This is a genomic window from Microbispora sp. NPDC004025, from assembly GCF_053604425.1.
Genome location: NZ_JBSGHN010000010.1, coordinates 16,211 through 32,832 on the forward strand (window position 1 = coordinate 16,211; position 16,622 = coordinate 32,832).

The 16,622-nt window shown below is 71.3% G+C and carries 13 protein-coding genes; 9 read left to right on the forward strand and 4 right to left on the reverse strand.

Annotation, left to right across the window (positions count from 1 at the left end; all coding sequences use genetic code 11):
- Positions 1-62: 62 nt before the first annotated feature.
- From murJ to ACWEQG_RS23725, 6 genes are all read left to right on the forward strand, one after another.
- Complete coding sequence (gene murJ, locus ACWEQG_RS23700) at positions 63-1,715, forward strand: murein biosynthesis integral membrane protein MurJ (protein WP_452287804.1); 1,653 nt, start codon at positions 63-65, stop codon at positions 1,713-1,715.
- A 64-nt stretch (positions 1,716-1,779) separates the two neighbouring features.
- Positions 1,780-2,892 carry a glycosyltransferase family 4 protein gene (locus ACWEQG_RS23705; protein ID WP_452287806.1) on the forward strand — a complete coding sequence of 371 codons (1,113 nt, stop codon included), beginning with the start codon at positions 1,780-1,782 and terminating at the stop codon, positions 2,890-2,892.
- Positions 2,893-3,171: 279 nt separating this feature from the next.
- On the forward strand, positions 3,172-4,185 hold the full coding sequence (locus ACWEQG_RS23710; protein WP_363471387.1) for a TerC family protein: 1,014 nt from the start codon (positions 3,172-3,174) through the stop codon (positions 4,183-4,185).
- A gap of 139 nt (positions 4,186-4,324) precedes the next feature.
- Complete coding sequence (locus tag ACWEQG_RS23715; RefSeq protein ID WP_452288201.1) at positions 4,325-4,984, forward strand: phosphatidylserine decarboxylase; 660 nt, start codon at positions 4,325-4,327, stop codon at positions 4,982-4,984.
- Entirely contained in the window at positions 4,971-5,810 is an 840-nt protein-coding gene (gene pssA, locus ACWEQG_RS23720) for a CDP-diacylglycerol--serine O-phosphatidyltransferase (RefSeq protein WP_452287808.1), read from the forward strand. Before ACWEQG_RS23715 ends, pssA begins: the two co-directional genes overlap by 14 nt.
- Positions 5,811-5,912: 102 nt before the next feature.
- Entirely contained in the window at positions 5,913-6,209 is a 297-nt protein-coding gene (locus tag ACWEQG_RS23725; RefSeq protein ID WP_030507339.1) for a hypothetical protein, read from the forward strand.
- A 79-nt stretch (positions 6,210-6,288) separates the two neighbouring features.
- Here the strand turns inward: ACWEQG_RS23725 and menC are convergent, their stop codons facing one another.
- From menC to ACWEQG_RS23745, 4 genes are all read right to left on the reverse strand, one after another.
- Positions 6,289-7,389, reverse strand: coding sequence for an o-succinylbenzoate synthase (gene menC / locus ACWEQG_RS23730; protein WP_452287810.1), 1,101 nt, complete (start codon positions 7,387-7,389; stop codon positions 6,289-6,291).
- 54 nt (positions 7,390-7,443) lie between these two features.
- Positions 7,444-8,850, reverse strand: coding sequence for a GntT/GntP/DsdX family permease (locus ACWEQG_RS23735; RefSeq protein ID WP_452287812.1), 1,407 nt, complete (start codon positions 8,848-8,850; stop codon positions 7,444-7,446).
- A 125-nt stretch (positions 8,851-8,975) separates the two neighbouring features.
- Positions 8,976-9,620 (reverse strand): MBL fold metallo-hydrolase, encoded by a 645-nt coding sequence (locus ACWEQG_RS23740; protein ID WP_452287814.1) that lies wholly within the window; start codon positions 9,618-9,620, stop codon positions 8,976-8,978.
- Positions 9,617-10,507: a maleylpyruvate isomerase family mycothiol-dependent enzyme gene (locus ACWEQG_RS23745; protein WP_452287816.1), complete on the reverse strand. Its 891-nt coding sequence runs from the start codon at positions 10,505-10,507 to the stop codon at positions 9,617-9,619. The genes ACWEQG_RS23740 and ACWEQG_RS23745 overlap by 4 nt, the downstream gene beginning before the upstream one ends.
- Before the next feature lie 269 nt (positions 10,508-10,776).
- Here ACWEQG_RS23745 and uvrA point away from each other — a divergent pair, with 269 nt between their 5' ends.
- From uvrA to uvrC, 3 genes are all read left to right on the forward strand, one after another.
- A complete protein-coding gene (uvrA, locus tag ACWEQG_RS23750) occupies positions 10,777-13,617 on the forward strand; it encodes an excinuclease ABC subunit UvrA (protein WP_452287818.1) in 2,841 nt (946 codons plus the stop codon).
- Positions 13,618-13,781: 164 nt separating this feature from the next.
- On the forward strand, positions 13,782-14,216 hold the full coding sequence (locus tag ACWEQG_RS23755; RefSeq protein WP_363471373.1) for a Rieske (2Fe-2S) protein: 435 nt from the start codon (positions 13,782-13,784) through the stop codon (positions 14,214-14,216).
- Between the two features lie 389 nt (positions 14,217-14,605).
- A complete protein-coding gene (uvrC, locus tag ACWEQG_RS23760; RefSeq protein ID WP_452287820.1) occupies positions 14,606-16,585 on the forward strand; it encodes an excinuclease ABC subunit UvrC in 1,980 nt (659 codons plus the stop codon).
- Positions 16,586-16,622 lie beyond the last annotated feature (37 nt).

Consider the following 16,622-nt stretch of genomic DNA (forward strand, 5'->3'; position numbering starts at 1 on the left):
TGGCATCGGCATGGGTAAGCGGCGTGGGTAAGCGGCATGGTTAGGCGGCATGGTTAGGCGGCATGGTTAGGCGGCTCGGGGCGGGGATCGCCGGGGCGGCGGTCCTCATCGGGGTCATCACGGTCCTGGCCCGGGTGACAGGCTTCGCCAAGCAACTGGCGTTCGCCCGCACGGTCGGCACGAACTGCCTGGCCACCGCCTACTACTCGGCCAACAGCGTGCCGAACATCGTCTTCGAGGTCGTGGCGGGCGGTGCGCTCGCCGGGATGGTCGTCCCGGTGCTCGCGGGAGCCGCCGCCAGATCGGACGGCGAGGCGCGTGCGGAGGTCGGTCGGATCGCGTCCGCGCTGCTGACCTGGGTGATCGTGCTGCTGGTGCCGCTCGCGGCGCTGACCGCGCTGGTCGCGGGGCCGGTGGCGCGGCTGCTCGTCGGCTCCGAGGTGGAGCACTGCGACGTCGGCCAGGTGGGCGCCGTGGCCGCGCGCATGCTGGTCGTCTTCGCGCCGCAGATCCCGTTGTACGGCATGGCGGTGGTGCTCTACGGCGTGCTGCAGGCGCACCGGCGCTTCTCGGGGCCGGCGCTGGCGCCATTGGTGTCGAGCGTGGTGGTCATCATCGCCTACCTGGCTTTCGGGCCGCTCAGCGGCGGCGACAAGGACCCCGCCACGGTGCCGGGACCGGCGGAGATCGCGCTGTCGGCGGGTACGACGCTCGGCGTGCTGGCTCTGGTGGTCACCGTGGTCGGGCCCGCGTGGCGGCTCGGCCTGCGGTGGCGGCCCACACTCCGCTTCCCCGACGGCGTCGCCGTACAGGTGCGGCGGCTCGCCCTGGCCGGGCTGAGCGCGCTGGTCGCCCAGCAGGCCGCCGCGGCGATCCTGATCCCCGTGGCCAACCGTGTCGGCGGGGGCGCGCTGCCCGCCTACAACTACGCCTGGGCGATCTATCAGGTGCCGTACGCCGTGCTGGCGGTGCCCATCGCGACCAGCGCGTTCCCGGCGCTCGCCGCACGGGCGCAGACCGACGGCGAGGGCTTCGCGGCGCTGGCGGCGCGGACCACGCGCGCGGTCGTGCTGGTCTGCGGCCTGGCGGCCGGCGCGCTCGCCGCGATCGCGGGACCGCTCGCCCACGTCTTCCTCGCCCAGGCGGACACCGAGGTCGCCGCGGCCGAGTTCGCCCGCGGGATCGCGCTGTTCGCGCCGGGGCTGATCGGGTACGGCCTGGTGGCCCACCTCAGCCGGGTGCTGTACGCCGGGGGGCAGGGCAGGGCGGCGGCCCGGGGGCAGGTCGCCGGATGGCTGGTCGTGGCCGTCGCCCAGGTGGCGTTCGTCCTCGTGCTGCCGGACGGCTGGGGTCTGGGCGGGCTCGCGCTCGGCCAGGCGGCCGGCATGACGGTGGGGGCCGCGTTGCTGCTGGCCTCGGTCGTGCGGGCGCGGGGAGCGCGGGCCGTCCACGGTGTGACGAGGGCCGGGCTGGCAGCCCTGCTGGGCGGGGGCGCGGGCTTCCTCGCGGGCGCGGCGGCCGCTCGGCTTCCCCTGGCGGGGGAGGGTCCGTGGGGCGGTCTCCTGACGGCCGCTCTGGCCGGGCTGACGGCCATGGTCGCGGGGCTTGTCGTCGCCGCGCTCGTGGACCGCGCGGACCTGGCCGCCGCCCTGTCCGGAGTCAGACGCGGAAGAGGCACGAGTCCGGCGGACCCGCCGGCCGAGGAGGCGGTGTGAGCGAGCGAGTGGGTGGACACGGTGCCTGGCGCATGCCACTTCGAGCCGCAGGCGAGGAGGGGGCATGAGCCGGATAGTGCTCGTGCTGGGGTCGAGCCTGGGGGGTGTGGGCCGGCACGTGCGGATGCTCGCCGGAGGGCTGGTCGCGCGGGGGCACCGGGTGCTGGTCGCGGGCCCCGGCAGCACCGAGGAGGCCTTCGGCTTCACCGGCACGGGCGCGGGCTTCGCCGAGGTCGAGATCGCCGACCGGCCGCATCCCGCCCAGGATCTGCGGACCGCCCTGCGCCTGCGCACGCTGGCCCGTGGCGCGGACGTCGTCCATGCCCACGGCCTGCGGTCCGGTGCGCTGGCCGCGCTCGCCCTCACCGGGTCGCGGGGGTGGCCGCGTCTCGTGGTCACCCTGCACAACGCGGTCACGGCGGGCGGGGCGATCGGGACGGTCTACGGGCTGCTGGAACGGATCGTCGCCCGGCGCGCGGACCGCGTTCTGGCGATCTCGCCGGACGTCGCGGAGCGCATGCGGGCGAGGGGCGCACGCGGGGTGGACCTCGCGGTGGTGCCCGCGCCGCCGCTCGCGGAACCCGCCCGCCCGGCCGAGAAGGTGCGGGCCGAGATCGCCGCCCGGCTGTCCGGCGCCGCGGACGCGGCACGGGCCGCGCGGGAGCGGCCGATCCTGCTCACGGTAGCCCGGCTGGCTCAGCAGAAGGGCCTGGAGACGCTGCTCGACGCGGCGGCCGGGCCGTACAAGGGGGATCCGGTCTTCGTGATCGCGGGCGACGGGCCGCTGCGCGCGGAGCTTCAGGCCCGCGTCGACGCCGAGGAACTGCCCGTGGTCCTGTACGGCTGGGCCGACCCGGCCGATCTGCTGCAGGTCGCGACGGCGGTGATCGTGCCCAGCAGATGGGAAGGGCAGCCGCTGAGCGTCCAGGAGGCACTGCGGGCGGGCAGGCCGATCATCGCGACCCGGGTGGGCGGCATCCCGGAGATGGTGGGCGAGGCGGCCCTGCTGGTGCCGCCGCAGGACCCGGGCGCGCTGAGCCGGGAGATCGGCCGCCTGCTCGGCGACCCCGCCCTGGCCGGTCGTCTGGCGCAGGCCTCCGTACGCCGTGGCCGGGAGCTGCCCGACGAGGACGCGGCGTCGCGTGCGGTGCTCAGGGCGTACGGGCTGGCGTCGTAACGTGTCAGGAGTGGCGGGAGGGTGCGAACACCCTCCCGCGGCGGTGACAGAAGACCGCCGGTCCGGTGACCCGCCGGGGTTTTCGGTCGAGGATCGCCGACGTTCCGGCAAGGATTAGGTGGGACTAAGTCTGATCCATATACTGGACGGGTTGGGGGGGAGTATCCCTTCGCGGCGGTTCCGTCATCACGGTGTCAGCACCCGGGGCCGTCGGTCCGTCGTGCGCGTACGGGCGGGAGAGACCTCCGGCAGTGTGTTCAGCGCGCGCCGGAGGTAGTCGTGGTACATGCACCGTTGTGGCTGTGGGCCCTGGTCATCGTGGGTCTTCTCGTCGTGGTCGCCGTCGACCTGTGGATCGTCGATCGGGGTGAGCCGCGGGAGTTCTCGATGCGGCAGGCCGGCATCTGGGTGGGCTTCTACGTCTGCCTGGCGGTGCTGTTCGGCATCGGGTTAACGATTTGGGCGGGACCCGGGACCGGTGGCGAGTTCTTCGCGGGCTATCTGACGGAATACAGCCTCAGCGTCGACAACCTGTTCGTCTTCTACATCATCATGAGCCGTTTCGGCGTGCCCCGGATCTACCAGCACAAGGTCCTGCTCGTAGGCATCGTCCTCGCCCTGGTAATGCGCGGGATCTTCATCGCCATCGGGGCCGCCGCGCTGAGCCGCTTCGGCTGGCTGCTGTACGTGTTCGGGGTCTTCCTGATCTACACGGCGTACACGCTGATCCGGGACCACAACAAGGATGACGACGAGTTCAACGAGAACATCCTCCTGCGCTGGGCCCGGCGGGTCTTCCCGACCACTCCCGACTACGTCGGCTCCCGGGTGAGCGTGCGGGTGGACGGCAAGCGCATGGTGACGCCCATGCTGATCGTGATGATCGCCATCGGGACCACGGACCTGCTGTTCGCCCTCGACTCGATTCCGGCCATCTTCGGCCTCACGAAGGCGGCCTTCATCGTGTTCGCCGCGAACGCGTTCGCCCTGATGGGACTGCGTCAGCTCTACTTCCTGCTCGGCGGACTGCTGCAGCGGCTGGTCTACATCAGCTACGGATTGGCGTTCATCCTCGGTTTCATCGGGGTTAAGCTGATTCTCGAAGCACTTCACGAGAACGAGGTCTCCTGGGCTCCTCAGATCCCCATCTGGGTGTCGCTGGCGGTCATCGGCGTCACCATGGCCCTGACCACCGTCGCCAGTCTGATCAAGGCTCGCCGCGACGACAAAACCATCACTCCGGCGGAAGCCTCGCAAGCGGAGGCCTCTCAGGCGGAAGCCCCGCAGGGCTAGCGAAAACGGGCAGTCACCCTGTTTGCTTGTTCTCGTTGTGCCACACATTGACTGCCGGATCGGTAATATCGATCGTTAGCTCGCATGCCGGTCCATAGTCGCCAGAAGAGTACAAAGGTCATCTGTGTCCAACGAATCGTTGCCTCGCGGCCCTGAATCCGGGCCCGCGCAAAGTGCCCGGGGACGAGTCAGGCTCGCACGCGGGGTGTCCCCGTGGCTGGCTCCGACCGCCGCGGCGGCGGCCGTCACCGCCGTTCTCACCCGAAGGTCGCCCCGTTGGGCGCTGGCCGCGGCGCCACTCGCCGCACTCACCGGCGGGATGCTGTGGTTCTTCCGCGATCCCGAGCGCGTGCCCGGCGAGGGCAGGCTCATCTCGCCCGCCGACGGCGTCGTGCAGAGCATCGACCCCTGGCCGGACGGCCGGACCCGGGTCGCGATCTTCATGAGTCCGCTGAACGTCCACGTCAACCGGGCGCCCGCGGCCGGCACGGTCACCTCGGTCGAGCACGTGCCCGGCGGCTTCGTGCCCGCGTTCAACAAGGACAGCGACCAGAACGAGCGTGTCGTCTGGCATTTCGACACCGTGCTCGGAGACATCGAGATGGTGCAGATCGCCGGCGCCGTCGCGCGCCGCATCGTGCCGTACCTGTTCGCGGGCGCGAAGGTCGTCCAGGGCGAGCGGGTCGGGCTGATCCGTTTCGGCTCCCGAGTGGACGTCTACCTGCCCGAGGGCATCAGGCCGGCGGTCACCGTCGGCACCCGGACCGTCGCGGGGGTGACACGTCTTGACCACGTCTGACCTGGGAGCCGAAGCCTCCTGGCCGGTGGAGGAGGCGGCCGAGGAGCCGCGCGGGCCCGTCGGCAAGGCCTTCCGCCTGTCGGCCGCCGACTCCCTTTCGCTGGGCAACGCCCTCAGTGGCTTCCTCGCCGTCTGCGTGCTCGCCTGGTCGGCGATCAGCGACCTGCAGGCCAGCGGCAAGTTCGCCCCCGACCCGCGCTTCTTCGGCACCGCCGTGGTGCTGCTGCTCATCGGCGCGACCTGCGACCTGTTCGACGGCCTGGTGGCGAGGAAGTTCCGCGCGTCCGCGATGGGCGCGGAGCTGGACAACCTCGCCGACGTGATCAGCTTCGGTTTCGCGCCCGCCTTCATGGTGATGATCTGGGCCGGTTTCTCCGGCAAGCTCCCGCTGTGGCTGGTGCTGTGCGCGGCCGGATCCGTCCTGCTCGCCGGCGTCGTACGGCTGGCCCGCTTCGCCTGCGTGAAGACCAAGAGCGGCGACTTCATGGGCCTGCCGATCCCGATGGGCGCCATGACCGTGGTGTCGATCGTGCTGCTCTTCCAGCCGAACTACCTCACCATGGCCGCCATCTTCGGTGTGGCCTGGCTCATGGTCAGCCGCATCGAGTACCCCAAGCCGAAGGGCAACCTGGCGGCCGTCGTGCTGGCCTGGATGCTGATCAACGTGGCGTGCCTGACGATCTGGGCGGCCGGTCTCGCCGGCGGTGACCAGCTGATCAAGGTGGGCGCCACGATGCAGATCGCGATCGTCTCCGCGATTCCGCTTCGGGTTCTCATGTTCAAACAGCAGCAACGCAGGGAACGACGCTCGGAGAACGCGGGCTGACGTCGTCGCACGAACAGGGCCCCGGTCGGCTGGGGCCCGCCATCCTGGGCCCGGGCCAATCCACGTGGAGAAAACGCCTAGTCCAATGGAGCCCTGGTCGCCATGCCTCGTGAGCACACCCGGACGTACTTTCTCGGAAAACTGGCCCGTGAGCTTGAGTTGCGGGGGCTGGAGGCGTCGCTGCGCCCGGATCCGCCGTCGCTGAAGGTCCGCGACCCGGACGCGGCGCTGTTCACCGAAACGGTCGACTGTGTCGCGATGTCGGACGGCTGGTTCTACCGCTGGTCCTGGGGCGACGTGGTGGAGAGTGCGGAGGAGCCCGCTCTCGCGGCCGACCGCATCGTCAAGGTCTTCACCACCGGCGAACCCCGGCCGCACCCTGCCCTTGGCGACGCCTGACGGGTCGCGCTCTGTCTTCGGCGACGCCTGACGGGTCGCGCTCTGCCCTCGGCGGCGCGCTGACCGCCCGCCCACTCAGTCAGAGGCGGATCCACTCCGTCGCCGTGGTGACCTCGTCCAGGACGTCCGGGAGGGGATCCACTCCCAGCCCAGGGCCGTCCGGCACGTCGAGGTGCCCGCCGTCCAGCTCGAACGGCGGGGTCACGTCGGTGTGGAAGTAGCGCCGGGAGGCGGAGGTGTCGCCGGGGAGTGTGAAGCCGGGCAGCGCGGCCAGCGCCACATTGGCCGCCCGGCCGATGCCCGTCTCCAGCATGCCGCCGCACCAGACCGCGACGCCGTGCGCGCGGCACAGGTCGTGGATGCGCCGGGCCTCCAGGTAACCGCCGACCCGCCCCGGCTTAATGTTGATCACCGAGCACGCGCCGAGGCTGATCGCCGCCGCAGCGTGGGCCGCCGACTCGACGGACTCGTCCAGGCAGATCGGCGTGCGGATCGACCGGGCGAGCCGGGCGTGCTGCACGAGGTCGTCGTCGGCCAGCGGCTGCTCGATCAGCAGGAGGTCGAAGTCGTCCAGCCGGGCCAGGTGCCGGGCGTCCGCGAGCGTGTAGGCCGCGTTGGCGTCCACCTGGAGCAGCAGCTCCTCCCCGAACCGCTCGCGGACCGCGCGGACCGGCGCCACGTCCCACCCAGGCCCGATCTTCAGCTTGACCCGTACGTACCCCTCCTCGACGTACGCCCCGACGGTGTCGAGCAGCTCGGCCACCGAGCCCATGATCCCGACCGAGACGCCGCAGGGGACGCGGTCCCGGGTGGCGCCGAGGAACCGGGCGAAGGACTCGCCGGTGATCCGGAGCGACGCGTCGAGCACCGCCGCCTCCAACGCGGCCTTGGCCATCCGGTGACCCTTGAACGGCGCGAGGGCGGGACCGACGGCCTGGGGGTCCAGCCCGCGGGGCAGCGCGGGGATCAGGAAACGCCGCAGCACGTCGGCCGCCGCGTCCACGTACTCGGAGGAGTAGAGCGGCTCGGACATCGCCACGCACTCGCCCCAGCCCTCGGCCTCCGGCGTCACCACCCGCACGAGAAGGACGTCGCGTGCGGTCTCGGTGCCGAACGACGTCCGGAACGGCGCGACGAGCGGCATCGCGATCCGGCGCAGTTCGATTCCAGTGATCTCCATGAGGTGCCCGGCTCCAGGGGAAGGACGGTTTGCGCCGTTCACTATACGGACGTCTCAGACCACCAGTCCGAGCAGGAGCACGCAGCAGAACGACACCACGGAGATGATCGTCTCCATGATCGACCAGCTTCTGATCGTCTCGCCGACCGACATCCCGAGGTACTCCTTGACCAGCCAGAACCCGGCGTCGTTCACGTGGGAGAAGAACAGCGACCCGGCCCCGATGGCGAGCACGAGCAGGGCGACGTGGGCGGGGGACTGGCCGGCGGCCAGCGGCGCGGCGATCCCGGCGGCGGAGATCGTGGCGACGGTCGCGGAGCCGGTGGCCAGCCGGATGCCGACGGCGATCAGCCAGCCGAGCACCAGCACGGGTACGCTCGCGCCCTGCGCGGCCTCGCCGATGACCTTGCCGACCCCCGAGTCGACCAGGGTCTGCTTGAATCCTCCGCCCGCGCCGACGATGAGCAGGATTCCGGCGATCGGCGGCAGCGAGTCGGCGATCGCCGAGGAGATCCGGGCCCGGCCGAAGCCCGCGGCGCGGCCCAGCGTGAACATCGCCACGATCACCCCGATCAGCAGGGCGATCAGGGGAGTGCCGAGGACCTCGAACAGGGTGCGCACCGCGTGGTCCTCCGGCAGGACGATCTCCACGACGGCCCGGCCCAGCATCAGCACCACTGGCAGCAGGATCGTGGCCACCGTGACGCCGAAGCCCGGCCGGGGGCGCGCCCCGTCCTCCGGCTCCGCGTCTTCCGCCTCAGGGGTCTGTTCGCGTTCGAGCCGTTCCGGCGGCGCCGGTCGCACCCATCGGGCGGCGAGCCTGGCGAACAGCGGGCCGGACACGATCACGGTCGGGATCGCCACCAGCAGGCCCAGCCCGAGCGTGAGCCCGAGGTCCGCCTTGAGCGTGTCTATCGCGACCAGCGGCCCGGGATGCGGGGGCACCAGGCCGTGCAGGACGGACAGGCCCGCCAGGGCGGGGACCGCGATGAGCAGCAGCGGGCGGCCGCTCCGCCGGGCCACCAGCAGGATGACGGGGATCAGCAGGACCAGCCCGATCTCGAAGAACATCGGCAGTCCGATGAGCACCGCGATCAGCGTCACCGCCCATGGCAGCGCCCGGTCGCCGCTGCGGCGCAGGATGCCGTCGACGATCTCGTCGGCCCCGCCCGAGTCGGCCAGGAGTTTGCCCAGCATCGCTCCGAGGGCGATGAGCACGCCGACTCCGGCGACGGTCGAGCCCAGACCGGCGGTGAAGCTGTCGATCAGCTTGGCGGGGGCCATGCCGGCCACCAGGCCGAGCACGCCCGAGCCGAGCGCGAGCGCGAGGAACGGGTGGGTCCGCAGCTTGGTGATCAGCACCACGATGACCGCGATGCCGGCCAGGACGGCAACGATGAGGCGGGTGTCGTGGCCGCTCCACGCGGCCGCGCCGGCGAGGGGGGTCATGAGGGGGGTCATCCGGGGGCTCCTCCGACGGTCCGTGCGGTAGCCGCTGCCCCGCAGGAGCCCTCCGAATCACGTACGCCCGGCCCCCGTGGATCACGCCCCTCGGGGCCGGGACGCCGGTGGCGTCCCGGCGTCCGTCACCAGCCGCGGGCCTTCCACTCCGGCAGGTGCGGCCGCTCGGCGCCGAGGGTGGTGTCCCTGCCGTGGCCGGGGTAGACCCAGGTCTCGTCGGGCAGGCGGTCGAAGATCCGTTCCACGACGTCCGTGAACAGCTGCTCGAACCGGGCCGGGTCCTTCTGCGTGTTGCCGACGCCGCCGGGGAACAGGGAGTCGCCGGTGAACAGGTGGCGGTCCTGGTAGAGCAGCGCGATCGAGCCGGGAGTGTGGCCGCGCAGGTGGATGACGTCCAGCGTCACCACGCCGACCGTCACCCGGTCGCCGTGCTCGACCTCTCTGGTCACCTTCACCGGCAGTTCGGGGGCGTCGAGGGGGTGGGCGACGGTCTGGGCTCCGGTGGCCCGCGCGACCTCCTCCAAGGCCATCCAGTGGTCGGGGTGCCGGTGGGTGGTCACGATCGCGCTGATCGGCATGTCGCCGATGAGCTCGAGCAGCCGGTCGGGCTCGGCCGCCGCGTCGACCAGCACCCCGTCGCCGGTCTCCGCGCACCGCAGCAGGTAGGCGTTGTTGCCGAAGTCGCCGACCTCGATCTTCGAGATCGTCAGCCCCGGGACCTCGCGCACGTCGGCGGGCCCGTTCTTGGTGACGTTTCCGGTGTAGGTCATGATCGTTCCTCTCTGGGTTCCCGGTTCTGGTTCGCCGTGGGCGGCCAGGACGGCGGTGGTTCGGCGGGCAGTCCCGCGGGGGACGGCTTCGGCCACGGTGGCGGGGACGGCAGCCCTCCGGCCGCGTCGCGCTCGAGGCGCGCATCGGGAGTGTCGCGCCGGAGGCGCGCATCGGAGGTGCTGTGCCGGGGAGGCGCCTGTGGTGCACCGAGTCGCAGGCCCGCGCCGTCGGTCCTGCCCGCGAGCCACGCGAGCAGCTCGCGCGGCGTGCCCTCCACGACGGGGCCGTCGCCGAGGCCCGTCCAGGTCCTTATGACCTCGCCGGTGCCCGGCTCGCGGGCGACGACCTCGCCCACCGGGGTCTCACTGCCGAGCCAGAGCATCGTGTCGTGCAGCTCTCGTCTCACGTACGTCTCGGGCCAGTCGGCCCACCCGTAGCCTGCCCCGAGGTCGGCGTGGTGCACCTCGACCTCCCTGAGCCGCCGGATCGGGACGTACCAGGCGGGGTGGTCGGGCGGGTTCATCCCCGCGACCATCGCGGTCCACGCCTCGGCGGGCGTCTCCCTCATCGCCGCCGCGAACCGCTCGGCGCTGTCGCGCAGGTCGGCGAGCTGCTCGGCGGCCGGGCGGGCCGCGCCCGCCTCGATGTCGGCCTCGCGGGCCCGCGCCGAGGCGTACTGCGGGGTACGCACCCCCGTGCGCGCCCAGGACAGCAGGTTGACGTAGCTGTCGGCGTTGCGGGCGACGTGCGTCAGGACGTGCCCCCTCGTCCAGCCGGGCAGCAGGGACGGCGCGCGGAGATCCTGGTCGGTGAGGCGGGCGGCGGTCGCCATCAGGCGCCCGGTCGCCTCGGTGAGCTCCCGCTCGATCTCGTCGATTACGGACATGGAGAGAATCATGCCCCCGGCACCCCCGGCCGCCGTCCCCGCACCCGGCGGGAAGAGGACGGCGCCCGCGGCGGTTGTATGAGCAGGGGTTTCCTGCGGATGGCAGGCACCGGTTTGACGAAGCTCATACCCTGGTTCACGGAGCGTGTCCCACACAGCACGCGGGGCCGCCCCCTCCGGCCGCCGGACGATGCCCCCCGAAATTGTCGGTGGCTCTGGATAGCCTGCCCGTGCACCTCCATTCACCTCATCGACCTATCGGGACCACCGTGGCTGACCGCCTGATCGTGCGTGGCGCACGCGAACACAATTTGAAGGACGTCTCGCTCGACCTCCCGCGAGACGCTCTGATCGTTTTCACCGGACTGTCGGGCTCCGGCAAGTCCAGCCTGGCCTTCGACACGATCTTCGCCGAGGGACAGCGGCGATACGTGGAGTCCCTGTCCGCGTACGCCCGGCAGTTCCTGGGTCAGATGGACAAGCCCGACGTCGACTTCATCGAGGGCCTGTCCCCGGCCGTCTCCATCGACCAGAAGTCCACCAGCCGCAACCCCCGTTCGACCGTCGGCACGATCACCGAGGTCTACGACTACCTGCGCCTGCTGTGGGCGCGCATCGGCAAGCCGCACTGCCCGCAGTGCGCTCGCCCGATCGCCCGGCAGACGCCGCAGCAGATCGTGGACCGCGTGCTCGAGCTGGAGGAGGGCACCCGGTTCCAGGTCCTCGCCCCGATCATCCGCGGTCGCAAGGGGGAGTACGCCGAGCTGTTCCGCGAGCTGCAGACCAAGGGCTACGCCCGGGCACGCGTCGACGGCACGATCGTGCGGCTGGAGGAGCCGCCCACGCTCAAGAAGTACGAGAAGCACGACATCGAGGTGATCGTCGACCGTCTGTCGGTCAAGGAGAGCGCGCGGCGCAGGCTGACCGACTCGGTGGAGACCGCCCTGCAGCTGTCCGGCGGCACCATCACGCTCGACTTCGTCGACCTGCCGGACGACGACCCCAACCGTGAGCGCTTCTACTCCGAGCACCTCTACTGCCCCTACGACGACCTGTCGTTCGAGGAGCTCGAGCCGCGGTCGTTCTCGTTCAACTCGCCCTTCGGCGCCTGCCCCGAGTGCACCGGTCTCGGCACCCGCATGGAGGTCGATCCCGACCTCCTCGTCCCCGACCCCGAGCGCACGCTCGGCGACGGCGCGATCAGCCCGTGGGCGAACGGCCACACCAGCGACTACTTCGTACGGCTGCTGGAGGCGCTGGGCAACGCGCTCGGCTTCGACCTCGACACCCCGTGGGAGCGGCTGACGAAGAAGGCGCAGAAGGCGATCCTGCACGGCCACGACGAGCAGGTCCACATCCGCTACAGCAACCGGTACGGCAGGCAGCGGTCGTACTACACCGACTTCGAGGGCGTGATCCCCTGGGTGCAGCGCCGGCACGCCGAGTCGGAGAGCGACGCCAGCCGCGAGCGGTTCGAGGGCTTCATGCGCGAGGTGCCCTGCCCGGCCTGCAAGGGCCGCCGCCTCAAGCCGGTCTCGCTGGCCGTGACCGTCGGGGACGCCTCGATCGCCGAGGTCTCGGGAATGTCGATCGCCGACTGCGCGAAGTTCCTGTCCGGCCTGCGGCTGTCGGAGCGGGACATGCACATCGCGGAGCGGGTGGTCAAGGAGATCAACGCCCGGCTGGGCTTCCTGCTCGACGTCGGGCTCGACTACCTCACGCTCGACCGCGCCGCCGGCACGCTCGCCGGTGGCGAGGCGCAGCGGATCAGGCTGGCCACGCAGATCGGCTCCGGCCTGGTCGGCGTGCTGTACGTGCTGGACGAGCCGTCCATCGGACTGCACCAGCGTGACAACCAGCGGCTGCTGGAGACGCTGATCCGGCTGCGCGACATGGGCAACACGCTGATCGTGGTCGAGCACGACGAGGACACGATCGCCGCCGCCGACTGGGTGGTCGACATCGGCCCCGGCGCGGGTGAGCACGGCGGCCAGGTCGTCGTGTCCGGCACCGTGCAGGAACTGCTCGCCAGCGAGGAGTCGCTGACCGGCGCGTACCTGTCGGGCCGCAAGGCGATCACCGTGCCGGAGATCCGGCGCCCCCGGGACAAGAAGCGGCAGCTCGTCGTGAAGGGCGCCCGCGAGCACAACCTCAAGGGAGTGGACGTCGAGTTCCCGCTCGGCGTCTTCACCGCGGTCACCGGCGTCTCGGGGTCCGGCAAGTCGACGCTGGTCAACGACATTCTCTACGCGGCGCTGGCCAAGGAGCTGAACGGCGCGAAGAGCGTGCCGGGACGGCACTCCCGGGTGGTCGGCACCGACCTGGTCGACAAGGTCGTCCACGTCGACCAGTCGCCGATCGGCCGCACGCCGAGGTCCAACCCGGCGACGTACACGGGCGTCTTCGACCACGTGCGCAAGCTGTTCGCCGCCACGACCGAGGCGAAGGTCCGCGGCTACCTGCAGGGCCGGTTCAGCTTCAACGTCAAGGGCGGGCGCTGCGAGGCCTGCTCCGGCGACGGCACCATCAAGATCGAGATGAACTTCCTGCCGGACGTCTACGTCCCCTGTGAGGTCTGCCACGGCGCCCGGTACAACCGGGAGACACTGGAGGTCCACTACAAGGGCAAGACGATCTCAGAGGTCCTCGACATGCCGATCGAGGAGGCGCTGGGGTTCTTCGAGGCGATCCCCGCCATCCGCCGTCACCTGCAGACGCTGCACGACGTCGGTCTCGGGTACGTACGGCTGGGCCAGCCGGCGACCACGCTGTCGGGCGGCGAGGCGCAGCGGGTGAAGCTCGCCTCCGAGCTCCAGCGGCGGTCGACCGGCCGCACGGTGTACGTGCTGGACGAGCCCACCACCGGTCTGCACTTCGAGGACATCCGCCGGCTTCTCGGCGTGCTCAATCGGCTGGTGGACGCCGGCAACACGGTGATCGTCATCGAGCACAACCTCGACGTCATCAAGACCGCCGACTGGATCGTCGACATGGGGCCCGAAGGCGGATCCGGGGGCGGCAGGGTCGTCGCCGCCGGCACGCCCGAGCAGATCGCCCGGGTCGAGGAGAGCCACACCGGCGTCTTCCTCCGCAAGATTCTGGGCGTATGAGTATTCGTCTCATCTTCTCTCCCTACTCTTCTCCTTCCGACCGCGTCACCCTGAACCGGCCACGGGGTGATGGCCGTACCTGAGAGCACACAGGGTGACGCGTCGCGCAGGGGAAGACCCGGGGCCATGGACGTCCCGGGCCGCCGCATCAGGGAAGGATGAGCATGACGGATACGACACGCCGGGCCGTGATCTTCGGCGCCGGGGGCGCCGGGCTGGCCGTGGCGCTGAGCGCGTGCGGCGCCTCCGACGGGGACGCCACGGCGTCGGCGGACCAGGGCACGTCCCAGGACGCTCAGGGAGCACAGGGCGGGGGCGAGATCGCGAAGACCTCCGACATCCCCCAGGGCGGCGGCAAGGTCTTCAAGGACCAGGACGTCGTCATCACGCAGCCGGAGGCCGGCACGTTCAAGGCGTTCAGCGCGACCTGCACCCACCAGGGCTGCCCGGTCGCCAGCGTCTCGAACAACGAGATCGTCTGCCCGTGCCACGGCAGCAAGTTCAGCGCCAAGGACGGTGCCGTGACCAACGGGCCGGCCACCAAGCCGCTCGCGGAGAAGACCATCACGGTGAGCGGCGACAGCATCACCCTCGCGTAGGGGCGCCGGAGAGCGTGCCGCCGCCTGCCGGACGCGGGGATCCCGCGCGGAGGCGGCGGTCGCCCGACGGCTCCGGCTCCTCGTCCCGTGGAACCCCTTCGGCGCGTGAACCCTCCGGCTCGCGAACCCCGCGCGAGGCCGGCCGGGCCGCGTCGGAGAGGTCCTCCCGGGCGTGGGGACCGGTGCGGCCGCCACGGGACGGCAGGTGAAACGTCACGCCGGCGGCCGCGGTCGTGCCCGCCGGGCGATCGGCGGAATCGGCCGGTGCTGTGCTGATCTACGCCGTAAAGGCGCGCTCATCTCTCATCGCGCCAGGACCCGCACGGGCCCTGGCTCGTCGGCCGGGATTGTCGGCCGGGATTGTCAGCGGAGCCCAGTAGTCTTTGGGTGTGGCGGATCCGGCAACCTATCGACCGGCGCCCGGATCGATCCCCGAGTCGCCAGGCGTCTATCGCTTCCGCGACCCGGGCGGCCGGGTGATCTACGTGGGCAAGGCGAAGAGCCTGCGGCAGCGGCTCAACTCGTACTTCGCGGACTTCGCCGGCCTGCACCCGCGGACGCAGACGATGCTCACGACCGCGGCGTCCGTGGACTGGACGGTGGTCGGCACCGAGGTCGAGGCGCTCCAGCTCGAATACTCCTGGATCAAGGAGTTCGACCCCCGGTTCAACGTCAAGTACCGCGACGACAAGTCGTACCCGTACCTGGCCGTGACGATGGGGGAGGACTTCCCCCGGGTGCAGGTGATGCGCGGGGCCAAGCGGAAGGGCACCCGGTATTTCGGCCCCTACTCGCACGCCTGGGCCATCCGGGAGACCGTCGACCTGCTGCTGCGCGTCTTCCCCGTGCGGACGTGCTCGGCCGGGGTCTTCAAGCGGGCGGGGCAGATCGGCCGCCCCTGCCTGCTGGGATACATCGACAAGTGCTCGGCGCCCTGCGTCGGCCGGGTCACCCCGGAGGAGCATCGCGCCCTCGCCGAGGACTTCTGCGACTTCATGGCCGGCAACACCGGGCGCTTCATCAAGCGGCTGGAGCGCGATATGCGCGACGCGGCTGCCGTGGAGGAGTACGAGCGGGCCGCGCGGCTGCGCGACGACATCCAGGCGCTGCAACGGGCCCTGGAGAAGCAGACGGTCGTGCTCGGCGACGACACCGACTGCGACGTGATCGCCCTCGCGGAGGACCCGCTGGAGGCGGCGGTCCAGGTCTTCTACGTGCGCGGCGGCCGCATCCGCGGGCAGCGCGGCTGGGTGGTGGACAAGGTCGAGGAGGCCACCCCCGGCGAGCTGGTGGAGCAGTTCCTGCTCCAGATGTACGGCGAGGCCACGATTCCCCGCGAGATCCTCGTGCCGGCGCGGCCCCCGGACGAGACCGCGCTGATCGAGCTGCTGAGCGAGCAGCGGGGCTCCCGGGTCGACCTGCGCGTTCCCCAGCGCGGTGACAAGAAGAGCCTCATGGAGACGGTGGAGCGCAACGCCAAGGAGTCGCTCGCCCAGCACAAGCTGCGCCGCGCCAGCGACCTCACCACGCGCAGCCGCGCTCTGCAGGAGATCGCCGACGCCCTCGATCTCGACCAGGCGCCGCTGCGGATCGAGTGCTACGACGTGTCGCACATCCAGGGCGAGAACGTCGTGGCCTCGATGGTGGTCTTCGAGGACGGCCTGGTCCGCAAGAGCGAGTACCGCCGCTTCTCCATCAGGACCGCGGAAGGCGACGTCGCCTCGATATACGAGGTGATCTGCCGGCGGTTCAAGCGCTACCTGGAGGAGCGGGCGGAGACGGGTGAGCTGGACGCCGAGGCGGACGACGGGGCGGACGACGGGGCGGACGACGCGGGCGAGCGCGAAGCCGGGCACGGGGCCGGGACGCCGATCGACCCGGAGACCGGCCGTCCCCGCAAGTTCGCCTACCCTCCCAACCTCGTGGTGGTGGACGGCGGCCCGGCGCAGGCGGCGGCCGCCCAGCGCGCCCTGGACGAGCTCGGCATCGACGACGTCGCCGTGTGCGGCCTGGCCAAGCGGCTGGAGGAGGTGTGGCTGCCTGGCGACGACCAGCCCGTGATCCTGCCGCGCAGCAGCGAGGGGCTTTACCTGTTACAGCGCGTCCGTGACGAAGCGCACAGGTTCGCCATCACCTACCATCGGACGAAGAGGTCGAAATCGCTCAAAGAGAGCGCGCTCGACCAGGTGCCGGGCCTGGGCCCGGCACGCCGTCAGGCCCTGCTGCGTCACTTCGGGTCGGTGAAGCGGCTGCGGGAGGCGAGCGCGGAGGAGATCCGCGAGGTCCCCGGCATCGGCCGCGCGACCGCCGAGGCCATCGTCGCGGCACTGCGCGGTGAGAGCCCGTCCCCGGCGGGGCAGGGGTCGTGAGGTGCCCGCGCGAGCACCATGGCATGTCCCGGCCAGG

Bases quoted from the DNA above. Each gene is read 5' to 3' on its own strand.
- murJ (WP_452287804.1), top strand. From the start codon at position 63: ATGGTTAGGCGGCTCGGGGCGGGGATCGCCGGGGCGGCGGTCCTCATC.
- ACWEQG_RS23705 (WP_452287806.1), top strand. From the start codon at position 1,780: ATGAGCCGGATAGTGCTCGTGCTGGGGTCGAGCCTGGGGGGTGTGGGC.
- ACWEQG_RS23725 (WP_030507339.1), top strand. From the start codon at position 5,913: ATGCCTCGTGAGCACACCCGGACGTACTTTCTCGGAAAACTGGCCCGT.
- menC (WP_452287810.1), bottom strand. From the start codon at position 7,389: ATGGAGATCACTGGAATCGAACTGCGCCGGATCGCGATGCCGCTCGTC.
- ACWEQG_RS23735 (WP_452287812.1), bottom strand. From the start codon at position 8,850: ATGACCCCCCTCATGACCCCCCTCGCCGGCGCGGCCGCGTGGAGCGGC.
- ACWEQG_RS23740 (WP_452287814.1), bottom strand. From the start codon at position 9,620: ATGACCTACACCGGAAACGTCACCAAGAACGGGCCCGCCGACGTGCGC.
- ACWEQG_RS23745 (WP_452287816.1), bottom strand. From the start codon at position 10,507: ATGTCCGTAATCGACGAGATCGAGCGGGAGCTCACCGAGGCGACCGGG.
- ACWEQG_RS23755 (WP_363471373.1), top strand. From the start codon at position 13,782: ATGACGGATACGACACGCCGGGCCGTGATCTTCGGCGCCGGGGGCGCC.